We start from the raw sequence: 16,105 nt of genomic DNA, 5'->3' as shown, positions 1-16,105 counted from the left end.
ATGACTGAGCAACTTGATTTCTCCGCGCTCTGGCCGCACTGGCCGGAGCTGCTGGCAGGGCTGTGGGTCACCGTTCAGCTGACGGTGATGGCGACCGTCGGCGGGCTGGCGATAGGGATTTTCGGGGCGGCGATCCGCAGCGGACGCACGACCTGGTTCAGCCGGATCTGGGGCGGCTACGTGGAGATCATCCGCAACACGCCGTTTGTGGTACAGCTGTTTTTCATTGTCTTCGGCCTGCCAAATCTTGGCCTGAAGATGACGGCGGGGGAAGCGGCGCTGCTGGCCATGGTGGTAAACCTGGGCGCCTACAGCACCGAGATTATCCGCGCGGGCATTCAGGTCACGCCGAAAGGGCAGTGGGAAGCCGGACGCGTGCTGGGGCTCACCCGCCTGCAGACCTTTATTCGTGTGGTGCTGCCGCCCGCGCTGCAGCGCATCTACCCGGCGCTGGTGAGCCAGTGCATCATCGTGATGCTCGGCTCGTCGGTGGTGTCGCAGGTCTCCTATGAAGAGCTGACCTTCGCCGCCAACCTGATCCAGTCCAGAACGTTTTTGAGCTTTGAGGTTTATCTGGTGACAACCGGGGTTTACCTGGCGCTGTCGATAACTCTGCGCCAGCTGATGATGGCGGCAGGACGCAAATGGCTGGGGGTGCAGGCATGATGACCACCTTTACCGACTGGGACATTATTCGCAACCTGCTGCTGGCCGGACGCTGGACGGTGCTGCTGTCGCTGGTGGCGTTCGTCGGCGGGGCGGTGGTAACCCTGCCTCTCCTGCTGCTGCGCCTGACGGGCGGGCGCACGGTGACGCGCATTATCCGCGGCTATATTGAGCTGTTTCAGGGCACGCCGCTGCTGATGCAGCTGTTCCTGGCCTTCTTCGGCGTGGCGCTGTTCGGCATCGACGTCTCGCCGTGGACCGCCGCCTCGCTGGCGCTGACGTTTTACACCAGCGCGTTTCTGCTCGATATCTGGAACGGCTGCATTCGCGCTTTACCGAAGGGGCAGTGGGAAGCGTCGCGCTGCCTGGGGCTGACCTTCGGCCAGACCCTGTTTCGCGTCGTCGCCCCGCAGGCGCTGCGCATCGGCATCGCGCCGACGGTCGGCTTTGCCGTGCAGGTGATCAAAGGCACCGCGCTGGCGTCGATTATCGGTTTTGTCGAGCTGACCAAGGCCGGAACCATGCTGACCAACGTGACCTATCAGCCGTTTAAGGTCTTTGCGCTGGTGGCGCTGGGCTACTTTATTCTGTGTTATCCGCTGTCGCGCTACAGCCGCTATCTGGAGACGAAATTCAATGCCTCTCATCACCATTAATCAGGTGCAGAAGTACTACGGCGATAACCACGTGCTCAAGGGCGTCGATCTGGATATCGACATGGGCCAGGTAATCTCCATTATCGGGCGCAGCGGATCGGGCAAAAGCACGCTGCTGCGCTGCATTAACGGTCTGGAAGGCTATCAGGACGGCAGCATCAAGCTGGGCGGCATGACCATTACCGACCGGGATTCCCAGGCGCGTGAAATCAGCCGCTCGGTGGGGATGGTGTTCCAGAGCTTCAACCTGTTCCCGCACATGACGGCGCTGGAAAACGTGATGCTCGCCCCGCGTCGGGTGCTAAAGAAAAGCGCCGCCGAATGCCGCGAGCTGGCGCAGCGCATGCTGGAGAAGGTTGGCCTCGGCGATCGTCTGGATTACTACCCGTCGAGCCTCTCCGGCGGCCAGCAGCAGCGCGTGGCGATTGCCCGCGCGCTGGCGATGTCGCCGAAAGTATTGCTCTGCGATGAGATCACCTCCGCGCTCGACCCGGAGCTGGTGGGCGAAGTGCTCAAAGTTCTGGAGCAGCTGGCGGCCGAGGGGATGACGCTCATACTGGTTACCCATGAAATGAATTTTGCCCGCGAAGTGGGCGACCGCGTGGTGTTTATGCACCAGGGGAAAGTCTGGGAGCAGGGCGACAGCAAAACGCTGTTCGCCAACCCGCAGACCACGGAACTGAAGCAGTTCATCTCCTCCGTGCGCGGCCTCAACTGATAAGGACTTAACAATGGATATCGCACAATTTCCGCAAATCAACCCGCCGCAGCGCCTGCTGATGGGGCCGGGCCCGATCAACGCCGACCCGCGCGTGCTGCGCGCCATGTCGAGCCAGCTGATCGGGCAGTACGACCCGGCCATGACCCATTACATGAACGAGGTGATGGCGCTTTATCGCGGGGTATTCCGCACCGAAAACCGCTGGACGATGCTGGTGGACGGTACCTCCCGCGCGGGGATTGAAGCCATTCTGGTCTCCGCCATCCGCCCGGGAGATAAGGTGCTGGTGCCAGTCTTTGGCCGCTTTGGCCACCTGCTGTGCGAAATTGCCCGCCGCTGCCGCGCGGAGGTGCATACCATCGAGGTGCCGTGGGGCGAGGTGTTTACCCCGGATCAGGTCGAGGATGCGATTAAGCGTATTCGTCCGCGCCTGCTGCTGACCGTGCAGGGCGACACCTCCACCACCATGCTGCAGCCGCTCGCCGAGCTGGGCGCGATCTGCCGCCGCTACGACGTGCTGTTTTACACCGATGCCACCGCGTCGCTCGGCGGTAACGCGCTGGAAACCGATGCCTGGGGGCTGGATGCCGTCTCTGCCGGGATGCAGAAATGCCTCGGCGGCCCGTCGGGCACCTCGCCGATCACCCTGAGCGCGCGCATGGAGGAGGCGATCCGCCGCCGCAAATGCGTTGAGGAAGGCATACGCACCGACGCCCACCGCGACGGCGACGAGGAGATGATCTACTCCAACTACTTCGATCTCGGCATGGTGATGGACTACTGGGGGCCGGAACGTCTTAACCACCACACCGAAGCCACCACCGCGCTGTTTGGCGCCCGCGAGTGCGCGCGTCTGATCCTGCAGGAAGGGCTGGATAACGGCATCGCTCGCCACAGGCTGCACGGCGATGCGCTCCTGAAGGGCATTCAGGCGATGGGGCTGGAGACCTTCGGCGACCTGAAGCACAAGATGAACAACGTGCTGGGCGTGGTGATCCCGCAGGGCATCAACGGTGACCAGGTGCGTAAGCTGATGCTGGAGGATTTCGGGATTGAAATCGGCACCTCGTTTGGCCCGCTGCACGGCAAAGTTTGGCGCATTGGCACCATGGGCTACAACGCACGCAAGGACTGCGTGATGACCACCCTGAGCGCGCTGGAGTCGGTGCTCAACTACCTGAAATTCTCCACCACGCAGGGGGCCGCCATGCAGGCCGCATGGGACCACTATCGCCGCGAGACGCCGCAATGAGCCCGGCGGCAGAGCGGGTGATGGCGCGCGCCGACGCGCTGGCCGCCATCAGCGAAACCCCGGACGGCCTGACGCGGGTCTATCTCTCCACGCAGCATCTGCAGGCTAACCAGCTGGTCGGAGAGTGGATGCGCCAGGCGGGCATGACCGTCTGGCAGGACAGCGTGGGCAATATCTGCGGACGCTATGAAGGCCAGCAGGAGGGGGCGCAGGCGGTGCTGCTCGGCTCGCATCTCGATACCGTGCGCAATGCCGGGCGCTACGACGGCATGCTCGGGGTGCTTGCCGCCATTGAGGTGGTGGACAGCCTGCACCAGCAGGGTGTGCATCTGGCGCAGGCCATCGAGATTGTCGGCTTTTGCGACGAAGAGGGTACCCGCTTCGGCATTACGCTGTTAGGCAGCCGGGGCATCACCGGCACCTGGCCGCAGGGCTGGCTGGAGAAAGCCGACGCCAGCGGAATCAGCGTGGCGCAGGCGATGACTCTGGTGGGGCTCGATCCTGCCCGCGTGTTGCATGCCGCGCGCCGTCAGGAGGATTTCAGCGCCTATCTGGAGCTGCATATTGAGCAGGGGCCGTGCCTTGAGCAGGAGGCGCTCGCCCTGGGCGTGGTGCAAGCCATTAACGGCGCGCGTCGTCTGAACTGCCGCTTTACCGGCGAGGCCGGGCACGCGGGAACCGTGCCGATGCACCACCGCAGGGATGCGCTGGCCGCCGCCGCCGAGTGGATGGTCATCATTGAAAACGCTACCCGACAGCAGGGCGGAAACCTGGTGGCGACGGTTGGCGAACTGCGCTGCCTGCCGGGGGCGGTGAACGTGATCCCCGGCGAGGTTCAGCTCTCGCTGGATATTCGCGGCCCGCAGGATGCGCCGCTGGATCGGTTGCTTAACGAGCTGCTGGAGCATGCGCAGGCGATCGCATCGCGCCGCAATCTGGACTTCAGCGCCGAGGAGTTTTACCGCATTGCCGCCACGCCGTGCGATACCCACCTGCAAAACGTGCTGGAGGAGGCGGTCAAATCGGTACAGGGTCGCTCGCTATCGCTACCCAGCGGTGCGGGCCACGATGCGATTGCCATCGCGGAACGCTGGCCGGTCGGCATGCTGTTTGTGCGCTGCAAAGGAGGCGTCAGCCACCATCCGGCGGAATCGGTGATGGCTGAAGATGTCGCCCTGGTGATTGAGGCGTTTTCGCGAGCGGTGATCCAGCTGGCGGACCGCGTTACTCCAGCCCCAGCGTATATTGCGCGATCTTAAAGTAGATAATCAGCCCGGTACCGTCGATAAGCGTCGCAATAAACGGCGCGGAGACGACAGCCGGGTCAATGCCGCAGCGCTTGAGCACCATCGGAATGACGGACGACACAATTGCACTCCAGAGCGTAATGCACACCAGCGTCAGGCTGACGATGAGCGTAATCTCCAGCCCAATCCCCATCATCCAGGCGCGGATACACCCTGCGATACCGAGCGTGGCGGCAATCATCAGCGAGGTGGTCATCTCTTTACGCAGCACGCGGCCAACGTCGCGCAGACGGACTTCTCCCAGCGCCATGGCGCGCACCAGCGTGGAGGTGATCTGCGTCCCGCTGTTGCCGCCTGTGCCGATCAGCAGTGGAATAAAGAACGCCAGCGCGATGGCGGACTCCAGCGCCTCTTCGAAATGCTGGATCACCGAGCTGGTGTAGGCTTCTGCGACAAAAAGCAGCAGCAGCCAGACGGAGCGTTTCTTCCACAGGCTATACGGACTGGTATCCAGATAGGGCTTCTCCAGCGGTAGCGTCGCCCCCTGAAGCTGGGCGTCTTCGGTGACGTCATCTTCCAGCAGATGGGCGATTTCGCGCTCCGTCAGGCAGCCGACGAGCTTGCCGTGGGTGACCACAGGCACCACATCCGCCCCGCCGTGCGCCAGCAGTCCGGCAACGTCGGCACGTTCATCCTCCGGTTTGACCTGCAAAAACTGCGAAATCATCAGCGATTTCACCGGCTGGACCGTGTCGGCGGTTTGCAGCAATTTACGCACGGCAATCATGCCCGCCAGTCGACCATTGTCTTCAATAAAAATATGAGACGGAATATCGTCGTCTTTTAATTTTTCGAAGAATTGCTCGCGCGCCAGCGCCACGCATAATGAAATATCAAGGACAATAAAATCGGTATTCATATATTGCGCAACAGCGCTGTCATTGAATGCCAGGTTTTGGTTGTGAATAGCGTAAGACATAGTGAATTCCCTTTGAATAATAACATCTCTCAGGGGCGAGCAAGACAGGGCATGTCGAAGAGGAGATCCCCACGTCCTGGGTTCAGCACTGTACACCGTATCCCGTGAGGGAAGTTATACTGACAAAGCCTTGATTCGACAGTGCCTGTTTTACCCTGTGCCGGTTCTCTCGAACCTACCAGAGCGATAACGTGTATTTGTACAGGAGCCTCGCCATAACGAGATCGTTGTAAAACGAGGGAAATAATACGCCTGTTTAAATTTACCGCTCAGGAAATTAAATAATGTTTAAGAACGGTTTAGATAAATATTATTAATAAAGCGTTGAGGGTTTATTTAGGTTTGTTCATTTTAAATGGAGGATTAAATAATTAACGGAGGAGAGAAAATGGCGTGGCTTGATAATCTGCTGAATCATTTTGCGCTGTATCCGGCACATCTTTTCGCGCTGTTATTTGTGATGGCGCTGAGTAAATCGACGGTGCTGATCTCCTCCGTGCTGCCGCCCGCGTCGGTGATGCTGCTGGCGGGCATTACCGTCAGCCAGGGGAGCATGCATCCTGCGTTGGCATGGCTGGCCGTAGTGATGGGGGCAACGGCGGGATCGGTGCTGAACTACCACTTAGGGCAGCTGATGGGGCACACCCGGCTGGTCACGCGCTTTACGTCGAAGCATGCCGCTACGTTTTTACGGGTACAGCATCAGCTGCAAAAGAACGGCGTCATCGCACTGTTTACGTCGCGCTTTCTGGCGGTGCTGCGTTACATCGTGCCGCTGGCAGCGGGTATGCTCAGGCTGAATGCAGCAAAGGTCTACGCCGTCAGCCTGCTTTCCGCCTGCGCGTGGGCGGCGCTGTATGTCGGCGCGGTCACCGGCATCAGCGCCTTTTGAGTTACAGGCTCCCCATTCCGCCGTCCACCAGCAGCTCGGTTCCCACCGTGTAGCTCGACTCGTCGGACGCCAGATAGAGCGCGGCTTTTGCCAGCTCCGCCGTTGAGCCCATTCTGCCGAGCGGCACCAGCTTGATGATTTCCGCCATCATCGCGTTAAGCGCCTCGTCGCTTAAGCCCGTTTTGGTAAACGCCGGGGTCTCCACCGGACCGGGGCTCAGGCCGTTGACGCGTATCCCGCGCGGCAGCAGTTCCGCCGAGAGCGTGCGCGCCAGCGACAGCAGGGCGGCCTTGCTCGCGGCATACACGCTGCTGGTGGGCAGGCCGATGCGCGCGCTCACGGAGCCGCAGAGGATCACCGACGACGGGTTATTCAGCAGCGGCAGCAGCGCCTGAATCAAAAAGAACGGTCCCTTCAGGTTGATGCCCATCAGGCGATCCCAGGTCTCTTCCCGCCACTCTTCCAGCGGCGCGTGCGTTACGTCGCCGGCGTTGAGGAACACCGCGTCCAGGCGCGGCCAGCGGGTGGCGAGGGTTTCCGCCAGCGCTTTTTGCGACGCGATATCGCCCGCATCGGTTGGGATCACCCAGGCCTTATCGCCAAGAATACGTTCTGCTTCGGCGAGGGTGTCCGGGTTACGCCCGGTCACGGCGACGCGCGCGCCTTCGGCGATAAACGCCTGCGCGGTGGCGAGGCCGATGCCGCTGGTGCCGCCGGTAATCAGCGTATATTTATCTGTTAAACGACCCATATTCTTCTCCTGAAATGTCACTGGAGAAAGCACTATAGAAACGTTAGTATCGAAAGGAAACCAGGTACCAAATGGATACTAAAGAGGCAAGAGGTGTGCTATGGCAGAAATGCTGGAGGTGTGCTGCGAAAAAAAATCTGAGGCGTATACCTGCCCGATGACGCAGTTTGTGAACCTGATTTCCGGTAAATGGGCGATCCCCATTCTCTATCGCCTGATTGTCTTTAATACGCCCGTACGCTTTGGCGATCTGCTGCGGGCGGCTGCCCCCATCACGCAGAAAGAGCTGACTAAGCAGCTGCGCCTGTTTGAGCAGCGCGGGCTGGTGACGCGGACGGTCTACCCGGAGATCCCGCCGCGCGTGGAGTATCAGATAACCGAGCTGGGGTTAACCCTGCAGGACGCACTCTCCCCGCTGGCCGCCTGGATGAGCGAGTACGGCGACCAGCTTGAGCGTTAGGCTACTGTTTTACGTAGCGCGGTGCCGGAATGCCGGTGCGCGCGCTGTTGAACAGCTCAAGGCGCGCCGCTTCGTAGCGATCCCACAGGCCAGCGTCATGCATCGGCGGGATGGTGATCGGTTCACCCTGATCCAGACCCGCCAGCGACGCATCCACCATATCGTCGGTGGTCATCACCGATCCTTCCGGCAGATCGTCCACCGTGACGCCTGAATGGCTCCAGATTTCAGTCGCCGTGGCGGCAGGCAGTACGGCCTGAATGCGCACGTTGCTGTCGGCAAATTCTTCCTGTAACCCACGTGTAAAGCTCAACACCCACGCCTTGGTGGCGCTGTAAAGCGCGCTGCCCGCCCGGACGTGCAGGGCCAGCACGGACGCGATATTGATCAGCGTGCCGCGATTGTTCTGCGCCAGGCGCGGCAGGATGGCGTAGGTCAGACGCATCAGCGCCGTGGTGTTCAGGGTATTGATGGCCTGATGCTGCGCCACCTCGCCCGCGAGGAACGGTGCCATCTGCGCGGTGCCCGCGTTGTTAACGAGCGTATCAATGGCGGTATTGCTGCGCAGCTCTTCTTCCACGGCGCGGATCCCGGCTTCATCGGTGAGATCGGCAACCAGAATATTGACGGCCACGCCATAGCGCGCGCGAAGGTCGGTGGCGAGGATTTTCAGGCGATCCTCGCGACGGGCGACCAGCACCAGGTTAGCGCCGCGCGCGGCAAGGCGGTCAGCATAGACGGCACCGATCCCGGAAGAGGCACCCGTAATCAGGGCGGTGGTGATTTGCGTAGTCATCTGTGTTACCTCAAAGCAAAGTGGGTTATTTGGTTTCAATATGAAACTGAATAAACTCTCTGCTATTTGGTTTTATAATGCAACTATATTTGCGAGCATTTTGTGCTTTTGCCGTCGGGAACGGTCAGGAGGGGAGTTTAGCCACGATCTCTTCAGGCGTCAGTTCGCGCCCGTCGTCGGCGATAAGCGCCAGTTTACGCAGAGGTTTGCGCTGTTCGGTATCGACCAGCACGGTGCCGCATTCGTTTTCCGCGAACAAAAACTCGTTGCCCCACTGGGAGAGGGCAACCAGCACCGTTTGCAGGGCGCGCCCTTTATCGGTCAGGACATACTCCTGCCAGGCGCTGCCGTCAGACGCGGGCTGAAGCCGGAGGATGCCCTCGTCGACCAGCAGTTTTAGCCGCATAGTCAGCATATTTTTTGCGATACCGAGGCTTTTCTGGAACTCGCCGAAGCGTTTAATCCCGCGTAGCGCGTCGCGAACAATCAGCAGCGACCACCAGTCGCCTATAATATCCAGCGAACGGGCGACGGGGCAGGTGCTCTCTTCAAGGCGGGTACGTTTCACAGCGAATTCTCCGGTGGGGTGTGGTTTTATTATAAAACTAATCTGCACGCGTCGTAAGCATGTTAATCATCAGTTTGAGAAATGCTTCCCGGAAAATTGTGACGAATCTGTCACACTGAACGCGACATTTTAAAACGAGTGAGGAATTAGGGATGAGAAAAGCACTACTCGCGCTGGCAGTCGCCGGTTCCATTTCAGCAACGTTTGGCGTGCAGGCGCAAGAGACGCCGGAAGGGTATCAGCTGGAGCAAGTTTTAATCATGAGTCGCCATAACCTGCGCGCGCCGCTCGCTAATAACGGCAGCGTGCTGGAGCAGTCCACGCCGAAGCAGTGGCCGGAGTGGGAGGTGCCGGGCGGTCAGCTCACCACCAAAGGTGGCGTGCTGGAAGTCTATATGGGCCATTACATGCGCGAGTGGCTGGCGCAGCAGGGGATGGTGAAGACGGGAGAATGTCCAGCGGCGGATAGCGTTTATGCTTACGCCAACAGCCTGCAGCGTACCGTCGCCACCGCGCAGTTCTTCATTACCGGCGCGTTCCCGGGCTGCGATGTGCCCGTGCACCATCAGGAAAAAATGGGCACCATGGACCCGACGTTCAACCCGGTGATTACCGATAACTCGCCGGAATTCCGCGAAAAAGCGCTCAAGGCGATGGAGACCGAGCGGCAGAAAATGCAGCTTGGCGAAAGCTATAAGCTGCTTGAGCAGATGACGAACTACGCCGATTCGCCGTCCTGCAAAGAGAAAAAAGTCTGCTCTCTGGCGGACGCAAAAGATACCTTCAGCGCCGACTATGAAAAAGAGCCTGGCGTATCCGGGCCGCTGAAGGTGGGTAACTCGCTGGTGGACGCGTTTACGCTGCAGTATTACGAAGGCTTCCCGGCCGACCAGGTGGCCTGGGGAGAAATCAAAACCGACCAGCAGTGGCGCGTGCTGTCGAAGCTGAAGAACGGCTATCAGGACTCGCTGTTTACCTCAACCGAGGTGGCGCAAAACGTAGCGAAGCCGCTGGTGAAATATATCGATAAAACGCTGGTCACCGACCAGGCTAAAGCGCCTAAGATCACCCTGCTGGTGGGGCATGATTCGAACATTGCTTCCCTGCTGACGGCCCTGGATTTCAAACCGTATCAGCTGCACGACCAGCAGGAACGCACCCCGATTGGCGGCAAGATTGTCTTCCAGCGCTGGCATGACAAAAATGCCAACCAGGAGTTGATGAAAATTGAGTATGTCTATCAGAGCTCAGAGCAGCTGCGCAACGCCAGCGTGCTGTCGCTGCAGTCGCCTGCACAGCGCGTGACGCTGGAGCTGAAAGGCTGCCCGGTAGATGCGAACGGCTTCTGTCCTGTCGACAAATTCAATGCGGTGATGAATAACGCGGCGAAGTAAAAGAGAACCCCCCGCTGCGGCGGGGGGAAACGCTTAGACGTTTTTACGTTCGATGGTTTGCTCGCCCCAGAAGAGCGAGTCTTTATCCGTTTTTTCGAAGGCGCGCACCAGCACCTCATCGTTACCTTCCTCCCAAATCTGCTCGGCCAGCTTTTCATCGTATTTCGCGACTTCAAAGATAGCTTCGGCAATCTCCGGAGAGGTGTTGCGTAAACTTGCCCATTCGCCCACGTGGTGAGCTTTGGATTCTTGAGTTGGCATGCTTGTCCTCCTGTTGGGTGTTAGCCGTTCAGTTTTTTGGCCAGACCCGCGACGTATTCACCCTGATAGCGGGCGATAGACAGTTCTTCATTGCTTGGCTGACGTGAGCCATCACCACCGGCAATGGTGGTTGCGCCGTACGGCGTACCGCCACGCACCTGGGAAATGTCAAACAGCTCCTGCGCGCCGTAGCCAATCGGCACAATCACCATCCCGTGATGAGCAAGGGTAGTCCAGGTTGAGGTAATCGTCTGCTCCTGACCGCCGCCGGTGCCGGTTGAGCTGAATACGCTGGCGAGTTTGCCGTAGAGCGCCCCGGATGCCCAAAGCCCGCCGGTTTGATCGAGGAAGGTGCGCATCTGGCCTGACATATTGCCGAAGCGGGTCGGGGTGCCGAAGATAATGGCATCATAATCCGCCAGCTCCTGCGGGGTGGCGACCGGGGCGTTTTGCGTTTTCCCCCCGGCTTTCAGGAAGGCTTCCGCATGCATGGTTTCCGGTACGCGTTTCACCACAACCTCAACGCCGTCAACCCTGTTTGCACCTTCTGCTACCGCGTGAGCCATGGTTTCAATGTGTCCATACATGGAATAATAGAGCACCAGAACTTTTGCCATTTTGCTTCACTCCTCGTTGGTTTCTCTGACAGCGGATCGCTGCGCTCTTTTAAAGATATGCCATCACGGCCAGACTGCAAAAATGAACGCCATTTATTTGATTTATAACAACATGAGTAGAAAAATGGCTTTGTAGCAAAATGATACAACTTTCCAGGCGCTGATTTTTAAAATGATAAGAAAGGCTTATGCATCCCCGCCCCGTCATCTCACCTGAAAGACTGAGATCATGTTGCAGGATATTACCTGTGGCTTGCCGGACAGCCTCAGTCCACTAAGCTTAGTTTCACGCGGCACAGATTGAGGCGTCGTCCTTGCGCCGCGAGGTGAAAGAATCCTCTTTTACTGAATGCAATATGATGTCTAATGTTTCACACTCTGGAGGTTAGAGATGGCAAACCATCGTGGTGGTTCAGGTAATTTCGCTGAAGACCGTGAAAGAGCATCAGAAGCAGGTCGTAAAGGTGGCCAGCACAGCGGGGGCAATTTTAAAAAAGACCCTCAGCGCGCATCAGAAGCTGGTAAAAAAGGGGGGAAAAACAGCCACGGCAGCAGTAAGTAATACGCCGGGTTGAACCTCTGCCGCCGGGATCTCCCGGCGGTTTTTTTATTTCTGCAACATTGAACTGTAACCAAAGGCAACGCACACTACAGAATTGTTTTCTCTTTCTGGTGCCGCATGTCTGTCTCACGCTTCAAATTCTCCGTTAAACCGCAGGAAGCCATCCTCATTCTCATCACCATGTTCTGGGGCGGGACGTTTCTGGCCGTTCAGTACGCGGTGACCCTCAGCGATCCGTTCTTTTTTGTTGGCCTGCGCTTTGCGACGGCGGCGCTTGCCGTGGGGCTAATTTCGCTTAAAACGCTGAGGGGGCTGACGCTGAAAGAGCTTAAGGCCGGCGTGGCGATTGGGGTGGCGATAGCGATGGGCTACAGCCTCCAGACGTGGGGATTGCAGACCATCTCCAGCAGCAAATCCGCATTTATCACCGCCATGTATGTGCCCCTGGTGCCGCTGCTGCAGTGGCTCTGCCTGGGTCGGCTGCCGGGGATGATGTCCTGTATTGGCATAGTGCTGGCGTTTATCGGTCTGATTTTGCTGGCCGGGCCGGAAAACAATCTTCTGGCACTGGGGCCGGGCGAAATCATTACCCTGATTGGGGCGATCGCCATTGCGGCGGAAATTATTCTGATTAGCGCCTGGGCGGGCAAGGTCGACGTCAAACGCGTAACGGTGGTGCAGCTCGCGACGGCGTCTCTGGTGGCCTTTGCGACGATGGTTCCGGCAGGGGAGTCCGTGCCGCAGATGTCCACCGGTCTGGTGGTAGTCGCACTGGGGCTGGGTATCTTCAGCGCCATTATCCAGGTCACCATGAACTGGGCGCAGCGCAGCGTGTCGCCGACGCGGGCAACGGTGATCTACACCGGTGAGCCGGTCTGGGCAGGCATTTTCGGGCGACTCGCCGGCGAGCGTTTGCCGCTGCTGGCCCTGGTGGGCGCGGCGTTTATTGTCGCCGGGGTGCTGGTGAGCGAGCTGAAGCTCAAGCGGAAGAAAAACGCGCTGCCAGAAGATGACAGCGCGACGTTAAATCACGAATCCTGACGCACCACCTCGCCCTGCGGCGCAGCGGCCATCCGGCGGCTCAGCAGGGCGTTAAGCAGGATCGCGCCGAAGGTGGCCGTACCAATCCCGCCGATCGTAAACCCGCCCAGCGTCAGGGCAAAATCGCCCGCGCCCAGCACCAGCGTGACGGCCACCATAATCAGGTTGCCGTTCTGGCTGAGATCGACCCGATGCTGCACCCAGATACGCGCGCCGGCCACCGCGATCAGCCCAAACACCACGATTGAGGCCCCGCCGATGACCGGTGACGGAATGGTGTGGATCAGCGCGCCGAACTTCGGCGAGAAGCCGAGCAGCATCGCCATCACCGCCGCCGCGACAAAGACCAGCGTCGAATAGACTTTGGTTACCGCCATCACGCCGATGTTTTCGGCATAGGTGGTGACGCCGCTGCCGCCCACGGAACCGGAGAGCATGGTCGCCAGCCCGTCGCCGACGAAAGCGCGGCCCATGTACGGATCCATACTGCGCCCGGTCATCCCCGCGACCGCCTTCAGGTGACCAAGGTTTTCCGCCACCAGGATCACCGCCACCGGTGCGATAAGCATCATCGCCTGGGTGTTAAAGGTGGGCGAGGTGATTTTCGGCAGGCCGAACCAGGCGGCCTGATGCAGCAGCGTAAAGTCAACCGGCTTGCCCAGACCAAAAACGTTTGCCAGCAGGGCATATACCAGACAGGCGACAATCAACCCGACCAGGATCAGCAGCCGCTGGATCATGCCCCGCGTAAAGACCGCCACCAGACCGATGCACAGCACGGTCACGACGGCCATCCAGCTTTCAAAGGGCGAGCCGGAGACGCTTTTCACTGCAATCGGCGCAAGGTTCAGGCCAATCGCCATCACCACCGCGCCGGTCACAACTGGAGGCATCATGCGTTCGATCCAGCGCGTGCCGATCTTCATTACCACCAGACCAATCAGGGTATACACCAGACCGCAGGCGATGATGCCGCCGAGGGCCACGCTCAGGTTGGGGTTGATTCCCTGGCCGTTAAACCCGGTAGTGGCGATCACCACCCCGACAAATGCGGCGCTGGAGCCGAGATAGCTGGGCACGCGCCCGCCGGTGACAAAAAAGAACAGCAGGGTACCGATACCCGACATCAGAATAGAGAGGTTGGGATCGAGTCCCATCAGCATCGGCATCAATACCGTGGCGCCAAACATGGCGACCGCGTGCTGGACGCCCATCACCATCGTCTGCCCGAGCGGGAGTCGTTCATCCGGCGCGACCACGCCAGCTTCTGTGGAGGTCGATTTCAACTGCCATTGGGGAAATCCGAACATGGTCTGTCTCCTTAAAGCGGGTTAACAGGCGGGTCGCATCAGCGCGTGGTAGCCGCGGTCAAACCACACCAGGCCTTGCGGCGCGGGGTGGCGAATAATCGAAACGATGTCGCAAAACAGAATGTCGTGCGTACCGACGCTCACCACCTGGCTGATCCGGCAGTCAAACGAGGCCAGCGCCTCCTCCAGGCGCGGACAGCCCGTGTCGCCCGTTTGCCAGCGGGCGGCGGCGAAGCGTTCTTCCATTGGCGTTTTGCCGCCAAAGAGGTTTGAGAGCGGTTCCTGTCCGGCGCTCAGGGTATTCACGCAAAGGGTGCGGTTTTCGCTGAACGTCGGCCAGACGGACGCGCCGCGGTTCAGGCACACCAGCAGGGTGGGCGGTGAATCCGTGACGCTGCACACCGCGCTGGCGGTGAAGCCTGCCATCCCCGCCGGGCCGTCGGTGGTGATGATATTCACCGCCGCGCCAACGCAGGCCATGGCGTCGCGAAAGGTTTGCTTATCCGGTGTCGTCATGATCGCTCCTTACGCCAGCCCGCAGGCATCGTCGAAGGTCAGGCGCGGCAGGCGGCCGTAAAGTTTGCCCGGGTCGCCGTAGCCAATGTTGATCAGCAGGTTGCTTTTAAGCGTCGTGCCGGTGAAAAAAGCCTCGTCGACCTTTTGGCGGTCAAAGCCCGACATCGGGCCGGTATCCAGCCCCAGCGCGCGACAGGCGAAAATCATGTAGGCGGCCTGCAGCGAGCTGTTGCGAAAGGCGGTCTCTTCCGCCAGCGCGGGGCTTGCGGTAAACCAGCTTCGGGCATCGCCGTGCGGGAACAGTTCAGGCAGGCGCTCGTAGAATTCACCGTCCCAGGCGACAATCGCCGTGACCGGGGCGGTAAGCGTTTTCTCCAGGTTGCCGCTGGAGAGCGCCGGACGCAGCTTCTCTTTTCCCTCAGCGCTTCGCACAAACACAATCCGCGCCGGGGAGCAGTTGGCGGAGGTTGGCCCCCATTTCATCAGGTCGTAGATTTCGCGCAGCGTCTCGTCGCTGACGGCTATATCCTGCCAGCCGTTATGGGTGCGGGCGCCGGTGAACAGCGTTTCCAGCGCGGCGGGGGTAATGGCTTCGCTCATTAAAGCTCCTTATAAAGCGGGTTCAGGGCTGTGCAGCAGGCTGGCCAGCCCGTTCAGCAGCAGGGTGTTAAAGGCGTCCGGCTCGGTGACGTTGCAGGCATGCCCGCCCTGGCGCATCACCGCGCTGTGGCTGTTCGGGATCGCAGCCTGCAGTTCAGACGAGCAGACAGAGGGCACCAGCATGTCGTCGGCGGAACAGATGATCTGTACCGGGCAGCGGATGCGTGCGGCGTGGCGGCTGAAGTCGGCCTTTTTCAGGGCGCTGAGCCTGTGCAGCAGGTTGGCTTTTCCCTGAAAATGGGCCAGCGCCAGCGCTTCTTCGGCCTCCAGGCGGGGCGCGCGAGCGGCCATCCAGTCTGCCGGGTAGAGAAACAGCGGCTGCGCCTCAACCCACGCCTGTGGGCCACCGTAATGCAGCAGGCGCTCGCGGATCTGAAAGCAGCGGCGGGTATGGGCGTTGAGGGTCAGCCAGCCGTTGACGCACACCAGCGCGGTGAGGGCGTCGGGCCTGTCGAGGGCCAGCTGCAGGCCGACCAGCGCCCCCAGCGCGTGGCCGACGACGCTGTAGCGTGCAATTCCGGCCTCAGCCAGCGCCTGGTCCAGTTCGTCCGCCATCTCTGCAAGGCTGTACCCTTCCGGCAGGACGTCGGGGTTATTGCCCGTTCCGCGCTGGTCATAGCACACCACCTGATACTCCGGCTCCAGCGCGGCCAGCTGTGGCAGCCAGTAGCTGCCGCTGCCGCCGAGACCGGCAATAAGGACCACCACGGGTGCACCTTCGTACGGTGGCGGCGAGATGGAGAGTTTCATATCTGC

Annotated in this window: 20 protein-coding genes and 1 riboswitch; of the genes, 10 read left to right on the top strand and 10 right to left on the bottom strand. The window is 60.0% G+C overall.

Annotated elements, in window-relative coordinates; genetic code table 11:
- The 5 genes from UR504_RS03810 to hpxK are packed head-to-tail and all read left to right on the top strand — an operon-like array spanning position 1 to position 4,554.
- Positions 1-666, top strand: coding sequence for an amino acid ABC transporter permease (locus UR504_RS03810; protein ID WP_320739345.1), 666 nt, complete (start codon positions 1-3; stop codon positions 664-666).
- Entirely contained in the window at positions 666-1,322 is a 657-nt protein-coding gene (locus UR504_RS03805) for an amino acid ABC transporter permease (protein ID WP_302235034.1), read from the top strand. Before UR504_RS03810 ends, UR504_RS03805 begins: the two co-directional genes overlap by 1 nt.
- Positions 1,303-2,040: an amino acid ABC transporter ATP-binding protein gene (locus tag UR504_RS03800; protein WP_008499843.1), complete on the top strand. Its 738-nt coding sequence runs from the start codon at positions 1,303-1,305 to the stop codon at positions 2,038-2,040. The genes UR504_RS03805 and UR504_RS03800 overlap by 20 nt, the downstream gene beginning before the upstream one ends.
- 13 nt (positions 2,041-2,053) lie before the next feature.
- Positions 2,054-3,295 carry a pyridoxal-phosphate-dependent aminotransferase family protein gene (locus UR504_RS03795; RefSeq protein WP_302234706.1) on the top strand — a complete coding sequence of 414 codons (1,242 nt, stop codon included), beginning with the start codon at positions 2,054-2,056 and terminating at the stop codon, positions 3,293-3,295.
- Positions 3,262-4,554, top strand: a complete 1,293-nt coding sequence (gene hpxK / locus UR504_RS03790) for an allantoate amidohydrolase (RefSeq protein ID WP_302234707.1) — start codon at positions 3,262-3,264, stop codon at positions 4,552-4,554. Before UR504_RS03795 ends, hpxK begins: the two co-directional genes overlap by 34 nt.
- Here hpxK and UR504_RS03785 read toward each other — a convergent pair.
- Complete coding sequence (locus tag UR504_RS03785; RefSeq protein WP_111964506.1) at positions 4,520-5,521, bottom strand: magnesium transporter; 1,002 nt, start codon at positions 5,519-5,521, stop codon at positions 4,520-4,522. The genes hpxK and UR504_RS03785 overlap by 35 nt on opposite strands.
- Positions 5,522-5,581: 60 nt before the next feature.
- A riboswitch (M-box (ykoK) riboswitch) is annotated at positions 5,582-5,751 on the bottom strand.
- A gap of 158 nt (positions 5,752-5,909) precedes the next feature.
- On the opposite strand from UR504_RS03785, the gene UR504_RS03780 reads away from it, so the two are divergent.
- Positions 5,910-6,413, top strand: a complete 504-nt coding sequence (locus tag UR504_RS03780; RefSeq protein ID WP_136194661.1) for a DedA family protein — start codon at positions 5,910-5,912, stop codon at positions 6,411-6,413.
- 1 nt (position 6,414) lies between these two features.
- On the opposite strand, the gene UR504_RS03775 is transcribed toward UR504_RS03780, so the two are convergent.
- Entirely contained in the window at positions 6,415-7,164 is a 750-nt protein-coding gene (locus UR504_RS03775) for an SDR family oxidoreductase (protein WP_302234708.1), read from the bottom strand.
- Positions 7,165-7,264: 100 nt separating this feature from the next.
- Here UR504_RS03775 and UR504_RS03770 point away from each other — a divergent pair, with 100 nt between their 5' ends.
- Positions 7,265-7,624, top strand: coding sequence for a winged helix-turn-helix transcriptional regulator (locus UR504_RS03770; protein ID WP_023335206.1), 360 nt, complete (start codon positions 7,265-7,267; stop codon positions 7,622-7,624).
- A 1-nt stretch (position 7,625) separates the two neighbouring features.
- On the opposite strand, the gene UR504_RS03765 is transcribed toward UR504_RS03770, so the two are convergent.
- Both UR504_RS03765 and UR504_RS03760 read right to left on the bottom strand, forming a co-directional pair.
- Entirely contained in the window at positions 7,626-8,420 is a 795-nt protein-coding gene (locus UR504_RS03765; protein ID WP_302234709.1) for an SDR family NAD(P)-dependent oxidoreductase, read from the bottom strand.
- A gap of 124 nt (positions 8,421-8,544) precedes the next feature.
- Complete coding sequence (locus UR504_RS03760) at positions 8,545-8,988, bottom strand: winged helix-turn-helix transcriptional regulator (protein WP_302234710.1); 444 nt, start codon at positions 8,986-8,988, stop codon at positions 8,545-8,547.
- Between the two features lie 152 nt (positions 8,989-9,140).
- Here UR504_RS03760 and agp point away from each other — a divergent pair, with 152 nt between their 5' ends.
- On the top strand, positions 9,141-10,382 hold the full coding sequence (gene agp, locus UR504_RS03755; RefSeq protein WP_127730335.1) for a bifunctional glucose-1-phosphatase/inositol phosphatase: 1,242 nt from the start codon (positions 9,141-9,143) through the stop codon (positions 10,380-10,382).
- Positions 10,383-10,415: 33 nt separating this feature from the next.
- Here the strand turns inward: agp and UR504_RS03750 are convergent, their stop codons facing one another.
- A complete protein-coding gene (locus tag UR504_RS03750) occupies positions 10,416-10,643 on the bottom strand; it encodes a YccJ family protein (protein WP_008499832.1) in 228 nt (75 codons plus the stop codon).
- Between the two features lie 20 nt (positions 10,644-10,663).
- Positions 10,664-11,260, bottom strand: coding sequence for an NAD(P)H:quinone oxidoreductase (gene wrbA / locus UR504_RS03745; RefSeq protein ID WP_094934934.1), 597 nt, complete (start codon positions 11,258-11,260; stop codon positions 10,664-10,666).
- A gap of 391 nt (positions 11,261-11,651) precedes the next feature.
- On the opposite strand from wrbA, the gene UR504_RS03740 reads away from it, so the two are divergent.
- Entirely contained in the window at positions 11,652-11,822 is a 171-nt protein-coding gene (locus UR504_RS03740; RefSeq protein WP_302234711.1) for a general stress protein, read from the top strand.
- A 117-nt stretch (positions 11,823-11,939) separates the two neighbouring features.
- A complete protein-coding gene (locus UR504_RS03735; RefSeq protein WP_149366309.1) occupies positions 11,940-12,863 on the top strand; it encodes a DMT family transporter in 924 nt (307 codons plus the stop codon).
- On the opposite strand, the gene rutG is transcribed toward UR504_RS03735, so the two are convergent.
- The 4 genes from rutG to rutD are packed head-to-tail and all read right to left on the bottom strand — an operon-like array spanning position 12,851 to position 16,099.
- Positions 12,851-14,173, bottom strand: a complete 1,323-nt coding sequence (gene rutG / locus UR504_RS03730) for a pyrimidine utilization transport protein G (protein ID WP_320739343.1) — start codon at positions 14,171-14,173, stop codon at positions 12,851-12,853. The genes UR504_RS03735 and rutG overlap by 13 nt on opposite strands.
- Before the next feature lie 21 nt (positions 14,174-14,194).
- Positions 14,195-14,689, bottom strand: a complete 495-nt coding sequence (rutF, locus tag UR504_RS03725) for an NADH-dependent FMN reductase RutF (RefSeq protein WP_111964498.1) — start codon at positions 14,687-14,689, stop codon at positions 14,195-14,197.
- 9 nt (positions 14,690-14,698) lie between these two features.
- Entirely contained in the window at positions 14,699-15,289 is a 591-nt protein-coding gene (locus tag UR504_RS03720) for a malonic semialdehyde reductase (RefSeq protein WP_111964497.1), read from the bottom strand.
- Positions 15,290-15,298: 9 nt separating this feature from the next.
- Positions 15,299-16,099: a pyrimidine utilization protein D gene (rutD, locus tag UR504_RS03715; protein WP_302234714.1), complete on the bottom strand. Its 801-nt coding sequence runs from the start codon at positions 16,097-16,099 to the stop codon at positions 15,299-15,301.
- Positions 16,100-16,105: the final 6 nt, after the last annotated feature.

The sequence above is a fragment of the Enterobacter sp. 241F3 genome (assembly GCF_034106785.1).
In the GTDB taxonomy this organism is placed as follows: domain Bacteria; phylum Pseudomonadota; class Gammaproteobacteria; order Enterobacterales; family Enterobacteriaceae; genus Enterobacter; species Enterobacter vonholyi.
Note: the sequence above shows the minus strand (reverse complement) of the source record. Positions and strands in the feature narration are given on the sequence as shown.